The following is an 18,882-nucleotide window of genomic DNA, read 5'->3' as shown; positions in this document are numbered from 1 at the left end:
AATTAAAATATTTGATAAATGATATTCTTAAAAGAAGAATCATATAAATATAGCTACTAATGATTTCAATAAAGGTCTAACATTTCCTTCTATATAGCAAAATAAAAAAAAAATGCATTAACTGCATCCTCATCTAATCTTCTATTTTCTGTGTATAATCTGGATATTCATCCTTTAAATCTATATATAGTGACCCATCAGTATTTAAACTTGCTAGCATAACTTTTTGAATATTAGCTATCCCCTGGGCATGTAGCTCTTGATATAACCAATTAAAATCAAGGTTATTCTGCTCTAGATTCTGCTCTAAAACCTCTCCATCTTTAATTATTTCTGTTGCTAACCCTTTATACTCAGTATCTAATTTTAAGTCTTTAGGGGTTAGAGGATTATAAGGGGTCTTCTTTAATACACTCAATTCTCCATCAGGTTCTAAAATAGCAAATTCCACCTCATTGATATCAAAGACATCCTTCTCACGCAATTGCATCTCTAAAGCATCTAAGGTGTACCTGGATTTAAACATATTCTTCTCTAAAATTTTACCATTTTGAATAATAACTACTGGTTCTCCCTTAACTAATTTCCTTATTTTTAGATTTTCTACAGTCCAATAACCAAGACCTAACGTACAGATAACCAAAATAACTGGACTTAATAAAACAGCATTTCCTTTAACTTCATTTACAACATATGCTCCTGCAATCGTTCCAATAGTTACCCCAGTTACAAAATCAAAAAAGGTAATTTGAGCAAGTAACTTTCTTCCAACTAACCTGGTTAAGACCACTAATAATACAAATATAATTAAGGTTGTCCAAACAGCTTCCAAATATTCCTTCATTACTACTACCTCCAGAGTAATTAAAGATTTATGTTATTTATTATTTGATTAGATTAACTAATTATACCAATTATCTTTGATATGAAAATTATCATTTTTTAGGGAGGTTGCGACAATTTTACTTTTAAAAAAGTAAGTAAAACTACGGGTTCATTCTTAAGTTTATTACGGAAGTTTTTTTACTAAAAGCCTGTAGGGAACCCTTCGTGATCCTACAGAGAATATAGTGTAATTCCCTTTCGTGCAAAGCAAGTCCAATCAAGAAGAAAATATATCTACGGGTTTAAAGAGCAAACCCTTCGTGGCAGAGCCCACTCACTGCGCAATCAATATACATTGAGATTAAGAAATTTAAGATTCCTAATTCAAAGATTATCTTAAATCTATTATTTTTTAGAATATTTGCTTCGTTTAAACAATAATTTTCTTCTCCTTAAAAAACTTTAATTTCTTTTAATTGTCAATTTTACATTGACACAGTTTCTATCATCATCTCTCTATTATTCCAAATTTTTAAATAGTACAAGCTATTCAATCAAAAACTCTTATTTAATATATACAACTATGTAGAAAATTACTATTTCACAATTAATAAAGACAATTTAACCTTATGAATAATATAGCTTAATCTCTAAAATAGCTAAGTAATCTCTACCAAAGAAAAAAGGACGCAATCTCTGCGCCCTCACTCAATCTTAATCTTAAACTTACTTATTAACTCTCTCCATATACTCTCCAGTACTTGTATCAATCTTTAGAATATCACCTTTATTAACGAATAATGGAACAGTTACCTCTACTCCAGTCTCTACAGTTACATCCTTAGTACCACCAGAGACAGTGTTCCCTTTAACAGCAGGTGGGGATTGAATTACCTCTAGTTCTACTGTATCTGGTACAGCTATACCAACTGGATTGTTCTGATACATTTGAACTTGGATATCACTATTCTCTTTGATATATTTGTAAGAGTCGCCAATCTGGTCTTTAGTCAAAGTAAGCTGTACATAGCTCTCTTTATCCATGAAGATAAAGTCATCACCACTTCTATATAAATATTGATATTCTCTTGTATCTACATAAGCTTGATTGACCTTCTCTCCAGCTCTAAATCGTTTATTGATGATTCTTCCAGACTCTATCTCTCTAAGTTTGGTCTGTAGGAAAGCACCACCTTTACCTGGCTTAACATGGTCATAACCCATGATGGAGTATAACTTACCATCCATTTCAATAGTCATTCCTGGCTTAAATTCACTTGTAGAAATCATTATGTATCCCCCTCTTTATAGTGTACAGTTAAGAGCTTAATAATTTTAATTGTTCATTGCACATTATGTCAATTACTTTATTATTGTATATTCTCAATTCCTAATTGTCAATTGCCAATAGTTCTTTTGTTGAGTCTGTTAGAATCTCACAGCCGTCCTCTGTTACTACAACAATATCCTCAATTCTAACTCCACCCCAGTCAGGGAGATAAATCCCTGGTTCTACTGTTACTACCATTCCAGCTTCTAGAACAGTATCACCCTTTGGAGATAGTCTAGGTCCTTCATGGATTTCTAAACCTACAGCATGACCCAATCCATGACCAAAGTAGTCACCAAAACCTGCTTCAGTGATGATATCACGGGCAACCTGATCCACTTCCTTACCAGTTATTCCAGCTTTAATTGCTTTGATTGACTCCAATTGTGCTTTGAGAACTATCTCATAAATCTCTTGCTGTTTAACACTAGGCTTAGCACCTACTACTACAGTTCTAGTCATATCAGAATGATAACCATCATAGACACAACCAAAATCCATAGTTACAAAGTCCCCTGCTTCTATTTTCTTCTCACTTGCTACTCCATGGGGTAATGCCGAACGCTCTCCAGAAGCAACGATAAACTTAAAGGCATTATCTGTAGCCCCTGCCCGTTTCATAAATAACTCCAACTCTAAAGCTACATCTCGCTCAACAACGCCAACTTTAAGAAAATCTCTAATCATAGTAAAGGCATCATCAGCAATCTCTACAGCCTTTTTAATCTTCTCGATTTCATCAACATTCTTTATCATTCTTAACTTCTTGACTAGGCTCTCAGTAGGCTTTAACTCTACATCTAACTTCTCTTGATAATTCAAGTATGTATTATAATTCTCATAAGTAGCCTCAAATCCCAAACTCTCTACCTTTAACTCTGTAAGTAACTTATTGATCTTATCAAGTTTAGAGTCCTTAAACTCAACGACTCTATAGTCTGGAGATTGCTTTTTGGCTTGTTGAGTATATCGAAAATCAGTGATTAAGATTGCTTCTTCCTGACTGACTAGGACAGTCCCAGCAGTTCCAGTAAAACCAGTCATATATCTACGATTTTCAGGTGTATTGATTAATAATGCATCCAATTTTGCTTCTTTTAATTCTGCCTGTAATTTAGAGATTCTTTCCTTCATTTTATCACCTCCTAATTGTAAATTTTACATTGTTAATTATTAAGTAATCTTATCACTTGTTCTAAAGCTAAGATATAACTATTAGCCCCAAAGCCAGCAATCTGCCCTGTAACTACTGGAGAGATAACTGACTTATGTCTAAATTCCTCTCTCTTGTAGATATTACTTAAGTGTACTTCAATAATAGGAATATCAAGCATTGCCAAAGCATCACGAATGGCTATACTATAATGAGTATAGGCAGCAGGATTGATAATAATTGCATCTACATCTTGGTGAAAAGCCTTCTGAATAACATCAATAATCTCACCTTCACTATTTGACTGAATAATCTTCAACTCTACACCCTTCTTAGACGCAATATCCCGTAAGCTACTATTTATATCACTTAGGGTCTTTAGACCATAGACATCAGGTTCTCTAACCCCTAATAAATTCAAATTTGGTCCATGAATTACTAAAACCATCTCTATCCTCTCAACTCCTCTAATACTTCTCTAATTATATTATGTGGCAAATCTGATTTAATTACTACTTGACCTATCTCTTCTGCCAGAATAAATCTAACCATGCCATCTTTGACCTTCTTATCCTTAGCTAATGCTTTCATAATAGATTCAATATTTAAACCTTCAAAAGAGACTGGTAAACCAAATTCTTTAATTAGCTCTTCTTGTTTCTCTACATCAGTCCCATTTAAGATACCTATCTTATTAGCTAATTTAGCTGCTGCTACCATACCAATTGCTACACCTTCACCATGAACAAATCTTTGATAGTCAGTTACCGCTTCTAAGGCATGACCAATAGTGTGACCGTAATTTAAGATAGCTCTTAATCCCAACTCTCTCTCATCCCGAGCAACTACTTCAGCCTTGATCTCACAGCAACGTTTGAGTAGATACTCCATTGTGTTAGTATCTAAACCTAAAATCTTATTTCTATTGTTTGCTAAAAAGTTAAAAAACTCCTCATCCCAGATAACACCATACTTAATTACCTCAGCCAAACCTGCTTTTAACTGTCGCTCCTCTAACGTCTTTAAGACCTTAATATCAGCTACTACTAACTTAGGCTGATAAAAAGCTCCAATTAAATTCTTACCTTGGGGATGGTTAACAGCTACCTTTCCTCCTACACTACTATCCACTTGTGATAAGACTGTAGTAGGAATCTGTACAAAGTTGACTCCACGCATATAGGTAGATGCAATAAATCCTGCTATGTCACCAACTACGCCTCCACCTAAAGCTACTATTGTAGAACTTCTATCTAAATTAGCCTCTACTGCTTGGTCATAGAGTTCTCTAGCAGTATCCAAGGATTTGTACTTCTCACCATCACCAATCTTAGCGATATTAACCTCAAATCCTGCTTCCTCAACAGCCTGCTCAACTTCTCTACCATATAAACTATCAACCAATTCATTAGTAATAATTAAGACCTTAGAGCCTAAATTAAGTTCTTTAAGGTATTCTCCAACCTTTGATAATATATCATAACCTACCTTGATATCATAACTTCTCTCTCCTAAATCTACTCTAAGCTGCTCCATACTCTCTCCTTTCTAAGCCCAACCTATAGTAATTATACATTATAAACTATCAACTATCTTTATTATTTCTTCTACTACTTCTTCTGCTGATAATTTATCTGTATCAATCTGATACTCTGTACAGTTATACTTCTCTGCTCGCTCTGCCAGCATACTCTTAATCCTAGCCAAAGGATCTTCCACCTCTAATAGTGGACGACCACCTTCATCTCTAACCCGCTCAAATATAGTCTCAGCAGTAGCACTTAATAGAACTACTACCCCCCCATTACTCTTTAGATTCTCAATATTCTGCTCTCGTAATACAACTCCACCACCAGTTGAGATAACCTGCTTATCACCTTTAGCTATATTTAGAGTAACCTTAGTCTCAACATCTCTAAAGTACTCTTCACCATCTTCAGCAAAGATTTCTGGGATAGACCTACTTTCCTCTTTAACTATCTCTTCATCTAAATCTACCAAGCAATAATCTAACCTTTCAGCTAAAAGCTTAGCTACTGTAGTCTTTCCAGTGCCCATAAATCCAATCAATGATATATTCATGACCTTATCTCTCCCTTACCATTGCGAGATAATTTTCATAATTTGCTTTAATCTCTTCCATACTATCTCCACCAAACTTCTCCAAGAAGGCTTTAGCCAATTCAAAGGCAACCACTGCTTCTCCAACTACACTAGCTGCTGGTACAGCAGTCACATCAGAGCGTTCTACACTGGCTTTAAACTTCTCTTTTGTCTCTAAATCTACTGAAGATAATGGTTGATATAAGGTAGGAATTGGCTTCATAGCTGCTCTTAAGATAATAGGCTCACCATTGGTCATTCCACCTTCAATTCCTCCTGCATTATTGGTAGTACGATAAAATTTATTATTATAATAGATTTCATCATGGACCTTAGAGCCCCATCGTTTACCTGCTTCAAGACCTAAACCAACCTCTACACCTTTGATTGCTTGAATACTCATCAGTGCCATAGTCAAACGGGCATCTAACTTCCGATCCCATTGTACATGGCTTCCTAAACCAACTGGCAGATTAGTAGTTCTAATCTCAAAGATTCCACCTAAAGAATCTCCTTCCTCTTTACAACGGTCAATCTCCTCAATCATCTTTTGGGAAGTCTCTTCATCGACACATCTTAAGGGAGAACTTTCACTCTTTACTTTAATATCTTCTAATCTCATATCTACCTCTTTATCTAAGGCTACAGTACCAACCTGTAAGACATGACCTACTACTTCAATACCAAAGTTTTTAAGAAAAGTCTTGGCAATAGCCCCAACTGCTACTCTCATAGCTGTCTCTCTAGCACTAGCCCTCTCCAAAATATTCCGAATATCCTCATGATTATACTTCAAGCTTCCAGCTAAATCAGCATGACCTGGACGGGGCTTAGTAACCTTTGGCTTAACATGCTTAATCTTAGTCTCTTTTTTAATCACTAACTCTTCTTGGCTATATCCACTATCACCAAAAGGATCCATCACCTCTTCCCAGTTAATCCAATCTCTATTCTCTATCTGTAAGGTAATTGGACTTCCTAAAGTCTTTCCACCTCTAATCCCTGACAAGACATTGGCTTTGTCAGTCTCAATCTTCATTCGACCACCACGACCATAACCACCTTGTCTTCTAGCCAACTCTCTATCAATATCCTCTTTAGTGATCTCTAAATTTGCTGGGATACCTTCCAATATTGCTGTAATCGCTCTTCCATGGGACTCTCCTGCTGTTAAATAACGCATCTTCATCTACTCCTCCTTCTCTACTGCTCATATCTAGTAATTTGTTCTTTAACATTCTTGATTATCAACTATAATTCCTGTCTTATTATAGATATTTTTTATATTATCTTAAACTAATAAAAAAATTAATACTATTATTAATGTAATATTTACACCTATAGTTAATATTATGATATCACTAATTAATATAATCTGAATATATTGTGAAATTTTAGTAATAGTTAAAAATCTTTTCTCATTACTGTCTCAATATCTATCTTAACTGATACTATAAAATAACAAAATATTTAATTCCACAAATAAAACTGGAGATTGACCCCCAGCTCTATACTAAAAACTATATTTAATTATATCTAATTTATATTCAATATCATCCTTTAATAATATAATTTCCTTATTATCTATCCTCTGCACTATAAAACCTTCTAGTTCTTCACCTTTTTTAAGAAGATAAACTCTATCTTCTGCCTTCAATAAAGCTAAAGAAGATTCACCCTTTTTAGTAACCCCTACTAAAGAAAAGGAAGAGTTGCTTGAATTTAATTGATGTATATTATTCTTATCCTCTTCCACCTTATTATTGTAACTGAACTCTAGTCTATTATTGCTTTGCTTAGCAAAAGGTGACTTCCTTTCTATATTATTAATTTTATATTGATTGCTTATTTTTGAATGCTTAGTTTTATTAGCATCTTTTATCTGATTATCTATCTTTTCAGTAGCATTGCTCTTCTTCTCTGCTTTACTTATAGTAACTGGCTCATTATTATCCTCAATCAATAAGATTCTCCCCCATAAAAAGATAGCAAAAACACTTAAGATTATTGACAGAATCAACTTTATCTTCTGCTTACTAATCCAGTCTCTCCTCTTCCTTTTAAGTCTATTCACCTTTACTTAGTTTCCTCCTTTAAAGAATAAATACATAGTAATGTCTTCACCTTTAAATTATCACCTTTATCTTTAATAATAGATAGCTTCTCTTCTGTCACTAACCTCTCCATCTCTTCTATTTTATTAAAGAAATCTATTATCTTCTGATACTCTGCTGAAAATGACAAGTTAATTGGAGCTTTAATATACTCATCTTCTATTATAAAATCTTCTACTGAGAAATTATCAAGATTAATCTGATTTTCATCAAGCAATACTTCTAAATCTTTCAAGAATTTAGTCAACTCCATCTTAGAAGGTATAATAGCATCTAGTCTCACCTTCTCTTTAAATAGTCTATCCTCTATAACTTTCCGCCCTTTAGGATTAGAAGCTATCTGACTTAATGCCTCAATATTATCTTCTTTACTCTTTATAGCCAATTCTAACTTTCTTGCCTTAACTCTATTCACTCGAATATTAAAGAAGTATATAAGGGTGACCAATAAAATACATATAATTAATGGGACTAAAGATTCTAATTTCTTTTTACTTAGACTATTGATCATAACCTCAACCTTCCCTCTATTCTAAAAGTGACTTTATCTTCTACAGTTTCGGTATAATTCAGACTGACTTTATGGAAATAGTGGTAATTTCCCATTCGGTTAATCATCTCTATAACCTTAATATTATTAATACTTTCAGCACCCACCTGTAATTCTTTATTCTCATTAATTATAAACTCGTTCAACACTACACCTTTAGGAACCAATAGATTAAGATCTATTAAGATTTGCTGATAGCTAACACCTTCTGATAACCAGCTAATTAGCTTCTCTTTACTTTTAAGCTTTGATTTCTCTTCTTCTAACAATTTATTTTTTGCTATCACTGGTCTTAAAGAGTCCAATCTATTATTAAGAACTATTATCTTATCTTGATAGCTTAAGATAATCTTATAATTATAAATACTAAAACCGGTCATGATAGCCAATATAATTACAGAAAGAACTATCCCTCTCTCTTTATTCCTCTGATATTTAAGCTTTAAGCGATATTCCAGTGGAATTAAATTCACTTATTATTCCCCTTTCTTAGACTCACTCTAATTCTATAAACCTTGTTATCTTCCTCTTAATTCCCTTATCTTCAACACTTATTTCTAATATTACTTTGAAACTATGTGAAGTTACTTTGATTTTATCCTCTAAATTAGAGTAGATAACTTCACCAATTCCATCGACCCCGTTAATGTCCTCCTTATTAGCAAAAGGTCTGGCAACTTTGATATTCTCAGCCAAGGTATCACCGATACCACTTAAAGATTCCAAAACCAGAATAGAAGCAGTATTAATATTTATCCTTCCATCAGACCTAACTGTAATATCACCTTTTATCTGATTATAGGTCTCACTGTCAATTTCACCTATCCCACTGACTTGAGATAACTCTTCAACAGTATTAAACTCTCTCTTAGCAATGATATCATCTGCTATAGTATCTCCTACTCCATTTAAGGACTTTAACATCTCTCTACTAGCAGTATTGATATTAATCTTGCTACTCTCATCTACTATCTCAAGAATTTTATATTTAATTATCAGATTATGATTATTATCAAATATTTCTAAACTCTCCTCTTTATTTAGAGACTGCAAATCTTCAGCGCTAATATACCCCTTATCTATGATTAAATCCTCTAACTCATCATGAATCTCATTTGTTCCTAAATCAACTACTCCTTCTATTAAATAATAATCCTTTACACCCTCTTGAAGATTCTTAGCTATAACAAATTCAGTTATACTCAATCTCAATATCGCTGGAAAGAGAAGTGCAAAGATTGTTAACATTACAAACACTAAAATTAAGGCATATCCATCCTCGTGTACTTTCATTACTATCACCCAATTTAAAGATTTAATTGTTCAGGTCTAATCTTTATTGCTGTCTTTAATAACTCCTCTTTATTCTGTTTCTCAATTTTCAAAGTAATATACAACAGGTTATTTACCAGTTTTAAACTAAAACAGCTAATCCTATTACTGATAATATTATAATCATAGTCTAAACAGAGCCCGCCTTCTGATTTATAATATATTTTCTTCTTCTCTCCTTTTTGGTCTATATAAACAATCTTAGAAGTTAAACTACTCTCAACACTCTTTATAAATCTAGCTTGCTGTAAATTAGTAACTACCATATTCATACTTATCCTTAACTCCTGCTGTAGACCAGCTTGTAACTTATTATATTTCCAAGTATTAGAGATATTTCGATTGACTCGATATAAAGAAGAGCTTACTATCCCTAAAATAACAGTAACAAACATTATCTCTATAAGTGTATATCCACTATCATTCCTGACTATTATCATCTCTACCTCCTACATATCCCTTATAAAAGTAAGTAATTCAGCCTTGATATTCTCCTTAAAATAAACCTTTACTACAACCTTTTTAACCTTTGTTTTGATATTATTAACTTCAACTGAATATTTATAATTATTAAAACTCTCCTCGTCCATCTCAGTTAAAGCTCTACTACTAATATCTTCAAAAGCTTTAACTCTTTGCTCTTCTAGCTTCAATCTAGCTAAATTGATAGCTATAGTCATTTGCTTAGCCTCTATTACCTTGCTGGTGTTATCAATTAGCATATCTGTTAAAGGAAGTAATACTACTCCTAAAATTGAAATAGCTATTAGTAGTTCAATCATAGTAAATCCAGCTTCATTATTGAAATTATAATTCATAAAACATCACCTACTCTATATTCAACTCCCCTGCATTAGAAGAGAATGTTATCTTTTTTCTACCATATCCTACTTTGACTAGCTCTATACTGCCATTACCCCCATCCAAGTTACCAAGAACTTTAAAGAAGACCTCTTTTTCTCCAGTACTAGATGAAAAGGTTATCTCACCTAATTTCACCTTACTATCCTTTAAATCTACCTCCTTAATTATTTGATTAGTGCCTTTATCTTTAACAACCTGATATTTATTATCAGATTGATAGAAGACAATCCCATGACGAACCTTTTTAATAATAGATTGTTGCCTTGCCCACTGTAAGTCGATAACTAAATTATTTGTAACAGTGGCTAATTCTAAGTAGTCAACATACCCCTTAAACTTTGGATAAGATAATGAAGTTAAGACACCAATAATGGCAACTACCATCATCACTTCTACTAAGGTAAATCCTTCTTCGTGTTTTAACATATAATAATTACCTTACTTTCTTTTTATCTTGTACTCGATACTATTGTCAGATTATAATTTCCATCAGCAGTAAAATTATACCTACTAGATCCAATTTTTTCTATTAGGCATCTTAGACTATATCTTTGTATAACATAATAGAGATATTGCGACAGTAACCAGTAAAAGATAACAAGTGACAAGTTAAGTTCTTTGAAGAGATTATAGAAGCAGCTAAGAAAGCCAATACCCATCAATTTATTATGAATTTAGAGAAGGGCTATGATACCAATATCGGTGAACGTGGTGTCAAGCTATCTGGAGGTCAGAAGCAGAGAATATCTATTGCTCGTTCCTTCTTAAAGAATCCACCAATTCTAATTTTAGATGAAACAACCTCTTCTTTAGATAATGAGAGTGAAAAGATAATTCAAGAGTCCTTAAAACAGCTGGCACAAGATAGAACTACTCTAGTAATCGCTCATAGATTATCTACAGTTATAGATGCTGATAAGATTCTAGTCTTAACTGATGATGGTATTGTAGAGGAAGAAAGGCATCAAGGTTTATTAAATCAAGATAATGGGGTTTATAAATCATTATATGAAAGCCAATTTGAGCTAGTATTCTAAATAAAAAAATCCTAATGGAGGAATCTACTAGGATTTTTAATTTTTATCTTGGTTAAAACTTAAAATTAATATTAATCACAAAGTTCATTGTTGAATCATTTTCAAAATTCAATTAATCAGATAAAATAAAAAGTTATCTTCTATTTCACAAAGATTTCACATAATAATATAAGCAGATATACAGATAAGAGACTTTAATAATTAAATTCGATTCTAAAATTGGGTGATTATCATTGATAGAGGAGGATATAATAAATGCACACTTGTCCTTTACTCTTTATAGCAAACAAGAGCTTGATTAAAAAAGAGGCCAATTTAGATAAGATTTTATATAATAGCTCTTGTTTAAAAGAGGAATGTGTTTGGTTTGATAATAATACAAATAGCTGTACTATCAAAAATAATCCAAATAAATCATATATTCAAAAAACCTTAGGTTGTATCTAACAACTTAATATATAACTAATAGATAAGAACAAGAGACACCACTTTACAAGTTTGACTATGCAATCTTGTCATCTTGTAGAAAAGAGTTAATAGCTTTATGAATCTTAGAATAAATTTTGCTACTTTCGAGTGAAGATACGAAACTATCAAAAATTAATTCCTTAGTAAGTCTATCAGCTATAGTTCTTTTTATTACTTGAGGACTTTTAAATTTATATTGCTCAAATTTTAGGTCTATAAATGGTAGTACTGAAACAAAAGTATAAGTAATGGCGAGTAAATTAACATACCTTTCTATAGCTTTTTTATTTCTTACCATATAGTTGCCAAAAGACCAGAAAAATTTATGCTGATAAAAGATAACTTCTATATTCCATCTAATATTATAAGCACAAAGTGGTACTTGCTTAAAATCAGTATTATCATATTTGGTTTTTTCGACATCGTGATTTTTAAAAATATTAATCTCATCTGGAGTAATAGTACAAATAAATAACCTTGTAGAAGAAAATTTATCAATATCTTTAGTTGTAACTGTAATATATACTGGAACTTTAAAGAGTCTAGTCATCACCTTTCGAGTAGAAATGAAATATTTATTAGCCTTTTCATAAGAAAAGGCATGAATATCTAATTTGTCACCTCTAAGTCTAGGTCTACCACGCTTTCCATTATGTTTAGGTGGCAAATCAAAAATTGCAGTATCTTTTCTTACTGCACCTATTAAATCTAAGTTATCGTAAGAACTAACAGTATTAAGAACAGAACCTTTAGTGTACCAACTGTCACATAAAAGGATAACTTGGTATGATTCCAACAAATTCATTACAGTATCTATTAATTTTGAGGCTAATTCAAGTTTACTCTTACTTTTATCATAGAGTTTATAGCCTATTGGCAAACTTAAATATCTAATTTGCCCCTTATGTTTTAAAGGAATATTAATAACTAGAGATACAAAACAATGTCCTTTTAGATAAGAACTTCCTGTTCTACTGGTATGGTCGAAAATCCTATAATAACAGTCAAATTTATTACCATACTTTGCTTGTAAAGTATCATCTATACTTAGGAATATTGTTGTATCCCGTTGGGATACATTAATTAAGTTAAGTACTATTCGTAAAGTACAAAGCATTAACTTTTCTATAGAGAAATTAGTATAAGATAAAAAGTAGTAAAAAGAATTTAAAGCCTTATTGCTATACTTACTAATGAAATTATCATATAAAAAATTTATAGATCTTATTTCTTCCATAGAAATTATAGCCAATACTAGCCAATGAAATATTTGAAAACTTGGTTTTGTGAAAATAGAACGATATTTTAATAAATATTGTTTTAATGTTTGGTTTATTGAATTATTGGGAATATTAATCATAGTCAGGCACCTCCTAGGTGTATTTTTCTCTGATATGATTATTATTCCTAGGATTAAGGTGTCTGATTTTGTTATTTTTAGGTAACTTGTTTATCTAATTTCTTGTAAAGTGGTGAACAAGAGATAAAAATTTAAATTATCAAGCACTAAAATCAATTATCTTTATAATCATGAATAAATCCTTCATTATAAAGGTTAATTGAAATAACTTATAGAGGTGATATAATTGTCTATTCAATTATCTTCTAGAGTACCCTGTTTTCAAATTTTAGAGAATAAGAGGGATTACACAGTAATAATCGATGAGAAGGTTTATAAGATGAATGCTATTGGAAGTTGTGATTATCTAGGAGAAGGATATGATTTATCTCCCTCACAAAAAAAAGTTTCTTTCAACAATGCTCCTACTGCTATTAAAAATAAAATCTTTGGAATTTTAGAGAAATATTACGGATATTAAAAGCTCAGGCAAATTGCCTGAGCTTTATTTTGGAAATAATAATTACAATCCTAACTTTTCTTCTAATGCAGCTCTCATCACTTTGATTGGAGCATCTACACCAGTCCAAATTTCAAAGGCTATTGCCCCTTGATATAGTAGCATTCCTAAACCACTTACAGCTTTCGCACCAGCCTTTTTAGCAGCCTTTAACAAGACTGTCTCAACAGGGTTATAGACCAAATCATAAACAACTAAGTTCTTGTGTAATACTTCAGCACTTACTACTGGTTTGACATCTACCTTAGGATACATCCCTACTGGAGTAGCATTTACTACTAGATCTACTTTAACTACAGTCTCATCTACCTTCTTAGAAGAGATAACCACTACCTTAGCTGAATCAACTCTATTATTAACATCATCTGCTAAAGTTTGAGCAAGCTCTTGATCTAAATCAGAGATATAAACTTTGTCGATTCCTTCTAGAACTAATTGGAAAACAACAGCTCTTGCTGCCCCTCCTGCACCTATGATTAGAGCCTTCTTGCCCTTAACTTCAAAGTCTCCTTCTTCCTTCAATGATCTGATAAAACCTCTTCCATCGGTATTATACCCTATCAGCCTTCCATCTCTATTTTCAATAGTATTGACTGCTCCAATTAACTCTGCCTCTTCTGATAACTCATCAAGATAAGGTATTACTGCTTGCTTATGAGGAATAGTTACATTTACCCCTCTAAGGTTTAAGGCTTTAATGCCCTTGACTGCTTCTTCTACATTCTCTGGCTTGATGGCAAAGGGAAGATATAAAGAGTTTAAATTTCTCTCCTTAAAAGCACTGTTATGCATCGCTGGTGAAAAAGAATGCTCTACTGGATAACCAAATAACCCTGTTAAACTTATCTCTGCTAAATTGTCTTCTAATATAACCTTCTCCATACTAACTCCTCCTAATTTACAATTAATAATGTCTATTTAAATAAAAACTTATAATTCTGAAAAAATGTCAATTACTCTGTCAATATCCTCTTTACTAATATCTTTATGGGTAACTACCCTAAGTAAGTCTGAACCAAACTGACTAACTTTGATTCCTTTTCTATCCAATTCTGTTATTAAACCTTTAGTATCATATAACTGCTCATTAACCTTCAAGATTACAAAGTTACTATTGACAGATTCAAGGGTCACTACTTTTGAATCTATGCCTTCAGCTAACTTCTTAGCTAAATCATGGTCTAATGCTAATCTATCTATCATCTCTTCTATAGCTACCAATGCTGCTGCAGCTAAGATACCTGCTTGTCTCATTCCACCACCTAGCATCTTACGATTCTTTCTAGCTTTATCAATAAACTCTTGAGTACCTGCTAAGATAGAACCGACTGGAGCTGCTAATCCTTTGGATAGACAGAACATTACTGAATCAACCTCTGCAACTAAATCTATAACCTGCTCTTCTAGCTCAGTTACTGCATTAAAGATTCTAGCTCCATCTAAATGGACAGGGATATTATGCTGATGGGCAGTCTTAGAAATCTCATCTATCTTATTCTTTGGGATAGCTACTCCACCAGCCTTATTATGGGTATTCTCTAAACAGACTAGACCACTTTCTGGATAATGGATATCTTCACCTCTAATAGCTGATAATAAATCTTTAGTAGAGAAGATACCTTCACTATCATCTAAAGTTCTAGCTTGCACTCCTGCTAACTTAGCAAGGCCTCCTACTTCATATTGAAATATATGAGAGTTCTTCCCCAAAATAATCTCATTACCAGGCTGAGTATGGGTCATTACTGCTAATAAATTCCCCATAGTTCCACTTGCTACAAATAAGGCTGCCTCTTTACCAACTAATTCTGCTGCTTTCTGCTCCAATTTATTGATAGTAGGGTCTTCACCATAGACATCATCACCTACTTCAGCATAAGCCATAACCTCTCTCATCTTGGTTGTTGGCTTGGTAACTGTGTCACTGCGCAAATCAATTACCTTCATCTATTCTACCCCCTTTAATCATCTACTTAACTAAATAATAATCTTACTTTGTTAAATTCAAGATTGAAGCTTAATTTCCTTGTTTAAAGATATAATAAGCAGATTCATCACTTATCTTTTAATTGACAGTAAATTAATAAAATTAGAAAAACCTTATAGCATTATGCTATAAGGTTTAAAAACATATCATAAATTATTGATAATTCTTTAGATTTGCAATTTCTTCTTTCAAGTCATATACTAAGCCTGTTAATTCATTTAACTGCTCTCTGTCTGCTTCTAATTCATCATATAGCATAGTAAGTTCATCATTTTCTGAGTGAATACTTGAATACTCATTCTCCATATCATCAAAGATATCAGCCATCTTCTCCTTACCATCATCAATAGCTTCAGAAGCCGCATCACCAGCCATCCTAATTCCCTGCCTTCCTTTTTCTGTAAAAGATTTAGCATTACGTTTGATCTTTGGTCCTAATAAATAGGTTAAAGCAGCCACACCAACACCAATTAGAATATTCTCTGAATTGACCGGTTTTAGAAGCTTCATTTTTATCCCCCTATTCTAGTTAATGCCTCTACTACAGATAATTTCTTCTACTAATTATCTTGATTGAATAGATAGACCTTCAAACTATTTCCATAAGCCTTTGATACTCCATATCTGCTATAATCTCCTTCAGTACTTCCTTTAGCTTTTAAATGTTAGTTAAAGAAAGAGCATAATCACCCTGCTCTTACATAATATTATGTGTATATAAAGATAAAAAGATACAAAAAATTTTAAAATTTTAATATTTTCTTATATTCAAAAATTAACATAGTAATTGCTCTCTTATCAATTAATTAAGTAACCTTTAAATCACTAAATTAAAAAGCCTCTCCAAGATTTATATAAACCTTAGTATCATTCCCACCAAAAGCTAGGTCGAACCTTAGATTAATACCCTCTTTATCATCTAAATTATATCTGACTCCTAATCCATAACTTTCTTTTAATTCATCTATCTCAAAATTTTGATTATATACTTCTCCTATTGAAGCAAATGCTATCCCATCAAACTTTTTATAAATTGGATATCTATATTCGATTTGAGCAGCAAATTTATTCTTATCTATATACCTTCCATCTAGAAAACCTCTCATAATGTCACCATTACCAAGAGAAGATAATTTTTGAAAAGGTACATCTCCTCGATTAAGTTCTAACATAGTTTGAAAACCTATTACATGATGATTATATAGCTGTTTAAAGATCCTGTAATCCAGCTCATGTTTAATAAATTTATAATTTATCAAATCATGATTATAGGCTTCTGCCTCATAATTGAAATAATGACCACTTCTGGTATTCATTTTCCTATCTCTAGTATCATAAGAATATTTAAACCCAAACCCAAATAAATCTATTCCATCAGTCCCTTCAATCCCTTCTATCTTCTTATCCAACTTTATATTATAATCTTCATAGCTTGTGATAATTCCCAAATAATTATTCTTTATTATCTCTTTACTAATACTTCCCTTTACTTTAAAGCCTTTATAATCATAATCTTCTTCATTATCATAATCTGTATTATTTCCTATACCATAAAATTTTGAAATCCAATCTTGATAACTAACGGCTAAACCTATCTCCTTATCACCATAACTTTTATCACTTACCAAAAATATATTGGTTTGTTCTTCTTGAGTATACATTGCTCCTAAATCCACCTTGAGCGTCTCTTGGTCTGCCTTCTTTAAATAGATAGCCATCCCTCCTAACATCACTCCTGTTTCTGGGCTACTAGCTATGATTGGGACTGAAATCGTCTTACTTTCTGGTTCTGCTGCCCAAACAAGGCTAGTACTTAAAATGATTAAGGCAATTAGTAAAAATAATTTTTTCATGATTTTCTTTCCTCCTTAGGTATTTCAAATTATTTAAATTTCGTATGACTAATAATGACTTTTTATAGGTATATTGCGATACTTTTACTATTTAAAAAGTAGACAAAATTCTTAGGTTTCGCCTAAAGGCGAGTTTCTTTTGGCATTGCCCCAAAAGAAACCAAACCTACCAGTTTTACCTTTGGGGTTATAAAGCAACCACTTCGTGGCAAAGTCTACTCACTCAGCAATCAAAATAATAGCTATTCTCATTAATTAGGTTCTTTAATTAGGTTCTTTAATTAAATTTTTATTAAACTCTAAAGATCTAGCTCAATCCTTGCTTCGTTCAAACAGGAATTTTTTTCGGTTTTAAAAACCTTAACTGTCAACAGTCAACTGTACACTAAAGTAAAAGTAATATCTATCTGTTGTATCAATTCTTCTACTGGCAAAAGTCGTTAATTTAATAAATTATTTATTTGTTTATAGATTCAATAATCGGAGCAATTGCCTCTTCATCAGTAAAATCTACTGGATTATCATAACTATCTAGCAATGCTTTAGTGTCTTCATCCAACTCTCCTTTTTTTTGCATCTTTATCTTAAACTTTAAGGCAAGCATTAGTAGCTTATCAATCAAGTTTAACTTCTTATAATTAAAGGCACCTCTTAAATAGAAGAAGTTTATCCTTTCTTTAATCTCTTCTGTAAAGTTATGATTAATAATATGATTGATAGCCTCTTCTGTTACAGGTGAGCAGCCAACTGCAAATACTATAATCTGCTTATTCTTTAATTCTCTAAAATTATCTGTAATCAATTCAACCCCTTTAATTCCTACCGCATGTAAAGAACCACCTAAAACTATAGTATCGTAATCCTGTAAATCATCCACCTTCACCCTAAAGTTTTCCAATAAATCCCCTTGTACCCTCCTAGCTATCCATTGTGCATATTGTTTGGTACTTCCATACTTAGATTTATAAATAACTGCAACCTTTTTACTCTGCTCTCCCATTTATTAACTCCTCCTTTTTAATGATTTTTCTTTAGATAACGCATTCTCAATTGCTTTTAAGATAACCTTACTACTCCCAGTTGCACCAGAAATGACATCTAACTTTAGGCTCTGTTGCCTAATCACTGAATCTACTATCCTTTCTGCCTTTTGACCACGCCCATTCCTATGTTCTAAAATATCGATACTAACTACTTTATGGTCTTTAACTTTAACTGCGACCTTTGCCGCCACAAGTGTAGTGGTATATTCACCAATATATTGCCCATCCTCTATTTCTCCAAGATTTATATCATTGATTTCTATATCTTCTAATTCTCTACATCCTGTTAAACTCATTGTAATTATTAAAGCTAAAAGCAAATAAAGAACCTCCCTTAATTTAAATACTCTCATTTATAAAACCT

At 32.3% G+C, this 18,882-nt stretch carries 23 protein-coding genes and 1 pseudogene; 3 read left to right on the top strand and 21 right to left on the bottom strand.

Translation table 11 applies throughout. The features are described 5' to 3' along the window. Nucleotides 1-133: 133 nt before the first annotated feature. The 14 genes from U472_RS05475 to U472_RS05410 all read right to left on the bottom strand — a co-directional run bounded on the left by U472_RS05475 (nt 134) and on the right by U472_RS05410 (nt 10,697). Nucleotides 134-844, bottom strand: a complete 711-nt coding sequence (locus U472_RS05475) for a YetF domain-containing protein (RefSeq protein WP_068716332.1) — start codon at nt 842-844, stop codon at nt 134-136. Nucleotides 845-1,551: 707 nt separating this feature from the next. Further along, a complete protein-coding gene (gene efp / locus U472_RS05470; protein ID WP_068716330.1) occupies nt 1,552-2,115 on the bottom strand; it encodes an elongation factor P in 564 nt (187 codons plus the stop codon). 100 nt (nt 2,116-2,215) lie between these two features. Continuing rightward, the gene (locus tag U472_RS05465) at nt 2,216-3,289 is read right to left on the bottom strand and encodes a M24 family metallopeptidase (RefSeq protein WP_068716329.1); all 1,074 of its coding nucleotides are present in this window, start codon (nt 3,287-3,289) and stop codon (nt 2,216-2,218) included. A 32-nt stretch (nt 3,290-3,321) separates the two neighbouring features. Then, on the bottom strand, nt 3,322-3,756 hold the full coding sequence (gene aroQ, locus U472_RS05460) for a type II 3-dehydroquinate dehydratase (protein ID WP_068716328.1): 435 nt from the start codon (nt 3,754-3,756) through the stop codon (nt 3,322-3,324). Nucleotides 3,757-3,758: 2 nt separating this feature from the next. Continuing rightward, nucleotides 3,759-4,844 carry a 3-dehydroquinate synthase gene (aroB, locus tag U472_RS05455; RefSeq protein ID WP_068716326.1) on the bottom strand — a complete coding sequence of 362 codons (1,086 nt, stop codon included), beginning with the start codon at nt 4,842-4,844 and terminating at the stop codon, nt 3,759-3,761. 39 nt (nt 4,845-4,883) lie between these two features. After that, nucleotides 4,884-5,390, bottom strand: coding sequence for a shikimate kinase (locus U472_RS05450; RefSeq protein ID WP_068716322.1), 507 nt, complete (start codon nt 5,388-5,390; stop codon nt 4,884-4,886). Between the two features lie 4 nt (nt 5,391-5,394). Next, entirely contained in the window at nt 5,395-6,600 is a 1,206-nt protein-coding gene (gene aroC, locus U472_RS05445) for a chorismate synthase (protein WP_425415767.1), read from the bottom strand. 324 nt (nt 6,601-6,924) lie between these two features. Beyond that, nucleotides 6,925-7,485: a hypothetical protein gene (locus U472_RS05440; protein WP_068716320.1), complete on the bottom strand. Its 561-nt coding sequence runs from the start codon at nt 7,483-7,485 to the stop codon at nt 6,925-6,927. Nucleotides 7,486-7,487: 2 nt separating this feature from the next. Continuing rightward, nucleotides 7,488-8,036, bottom strand: a complete 549-nt coding sequence (gene pilO / locus U472_RS05435) for a type 4a pilus biogenesis protein PilO (RefSeq protein ID WP_068716318.1) — start codon at nt 8,034-8,036, stop codon at nt 7,488-7,490. Then, nucleotides 8,033-8,548, bottom strand: coding sequence for a PilN domain-containing protein (locus U472_RS05430; RefSeq protein ID WP_068716316.1), 516 nt, complete (start codon nt 8,546-8,548; stop codon nt 8,033-8,035). Before U472_RS05430 ends, pilO begins: the two co-directional genes overlap by 4 nt. A 22-nt stretch (nt 8,549-8,570) precedes the next feature. Continuing rightward, nucleotides 8,571-9,368, bottom strand: coding sequence for a helix-hairpin-helix domain-containing protein (locus U472_RS05425; RefSeq protein ID WP_068716314.1), 798 nt, complete (start codon nt 9,366-9,368; stop codon nt 8,571-8,573). Nucleotides 9,369-9,382: 14 nt separating this feature from the next. Further along, complete coding sequence (locus U472_RS05420; protein ID WP_068716313.1) at nt 9,383-9,847, bottom strand: PilW family protein; 465 nt, start codon at nt 9,845-9,847, stop codon at nt 9,383-9,385. 9 nt (nt 9,848-9,856) lie between these two features. Then, nucleotides 9,857-10,225 carry a type IV pilus modification PilV family protein gene (locus tag U472_RS05415; protein WP_068716312.1) on the bottom strand — a complete coding sequence of 123 codons (369 nt, stop codon included), beginning with the start codon at nt 10,223-10,225 and terminating at the stop codon, nt 9,857-9,859. A 10-nt stretch (nt 10,226-10,235) separates the two neighbouring features. Further along, the gene (locus U472_RS05410) at nt 10,236-10,697 is read right to left on the bottom strand and encodes a pilus assembly FimT family protein (protein WP_068716311.1); all 462 of its coding nucleotides are present in this window, start codon (nt 10,695-10,697) and stop codon (nt 10,236-10,238) included. 194 nt (nt 10,698-10,891) lie between these two features. Here U472_RS05410 and U472_RS05405 point away from each other — a divergent pair. Further along, nucleotides 10,892-11,308, top strand: a pseudogene (locus U472_RS05405) (ATP-binding cassette domain-containing protein); the annotation flags it as partial. 255 nt (nt 11,309-11,563) lie between these two features. Further along, nucleotides 11,564-11,755 (top strand): hypothetical protein, encoded by a 192-nt coding sequence (locus U472_RS05400; protein WP_068716309.1) that lies wholly within the window; start codon nt 11,564-11,566, stop codon nt 11,753-11,755. Between the two features lie 55 nt (nt 11,756-11,810). On the opposite strand, the gene U472_RS05395 is transcribed toward U472_RS05400, so the two are convergent. Further along, nucleotides 11,811-13,136: an IS701 family transposase gene (locus U472_RS05395; RefSeq protein ID WP_068716305.1), complete on the bottom strand. Its 1,326-nt coding sequence runs from the start codon at nt 13,134-13,136 to the stop codon at nt 11,811-11,813. A gap of 226 nt (nt 13,137-13,362) precedes the next feature. Here U472_RS05395 and U472_RS05390 point away from each other — a divergent pair, with 226 nt between their 5' ends. Then, complete coding sequence (locus U472_RS05390) at nt 13,363-13,596, top strand: hypothetical protein (protein ID WP_068716302.1); 234 nt, start codon at nt 13,363-13,365, stop codon at nt 13,594-13,596. Between the two features lie 42 nt (nt 13,597-13,638). Here U472_RS05390 and U472_RS05385 read toward each other — a convergent pair whose 3' ends face one another. The 6 genes from U472_RS05385 to U472_RS05360 all read right to left on the bottom strand — a co-directional run bounded on the left by U472_RS05385 (nt 13,639) and on the right by U472_RS05360 (nt 18,871). Next, nucleotides 13,639-14,517: a shikimate dehydrogenase gene (locus U472_RS05385; protein ID WP_068716300.1), complete on the bottom strand. Its 879-nt coding sequence runs from the start codon at nt 14,515-14,517 to the stop codon at nt 13,639-13,641. A 48-nt stretch (nt 14,518-14,565) separates the two neighbouring features. Next, nucleotides 14,566-15,582 carry a low-specificity L-threonine aldolase gene (ltaE, locus tag U472_RS05380; protein ID WP_068716298.1) on the bottom strand — a complete coding sequence of 339 codons (1,017 nt, stop codon included), beginning with the start codon at nt 15,580-15,582 and terminating at the stop codon, nt 14,566-14,568. A 193-nt stretch (nt 15,583-15,775) separates the two neighbouring features. Continuing rightward, nucleotides 15,776-16,132: a hypothetical protein gene (locus U472_RS05375; RefSeq protein ID WP_068716293.1), complete on the bottom strand. Its 357-nt coding sequence runs from the start codon at nt 16,130-16,132 to the stop codon at nt 15,776-15,778. Between the two features lie 320 nt (nt 16,133-16,452). Beyond that, nucleotides 16,453-17,475 carry a BamA/TamA family outer membrane protein gene (locus tag U472_RS05370; protein ID WP_068716284.1) on the bottom strand — a complete coding sequence of 341 codons (1,023 nt, stop codon included), beginning with the start codon at nt 17,473-17,475 and terminating at the stop codon, nt 16,453-16,455. Between the two features lie 457 nt (nt 17,476-17,932). Further along, nucleotides 17,933-18,475 carry a flavodoxin domain-containing protein gene (locus U472_RS05365; RefSeq protein WP_068716282.1) on the bottom strand — a complete coding sequence of 181 codons (543 nt, stop codon included), beginning with the start codon at nt 18,473-18,475 and terminating at the stop codon, nt 17,933-17,935. Between the two features lie 3 nt (nt 18,476-18,478). Next, complete coding sequence (locus U472_RS05360) at nt 18,479-18,871, bottom strand: FMN-binding protein (RefSeq protein ID WP_068716277.1); 393 nt, start codon at nt 18,869-18,871, stop codon at nt 18,479-18,481. Nucleotides 18,872-18,882: the final 11 nt, after the last annotated feature.

It is taken from the genome of Orenia metallireducens (assembly GCF_001693735.1).
Classification (GTDB): domain Bacteria; phylum Bacillota; class Halanaerobiia; order Halobacteroidales; family Halobacteroidaceae; genus Orenia; species Orenia metallireducens.
The sequence above is the reverse complement of the archived record's forward strand: the minus strand, read 5'-3'. Positions and strand labels throughout refer to the sequence as shown.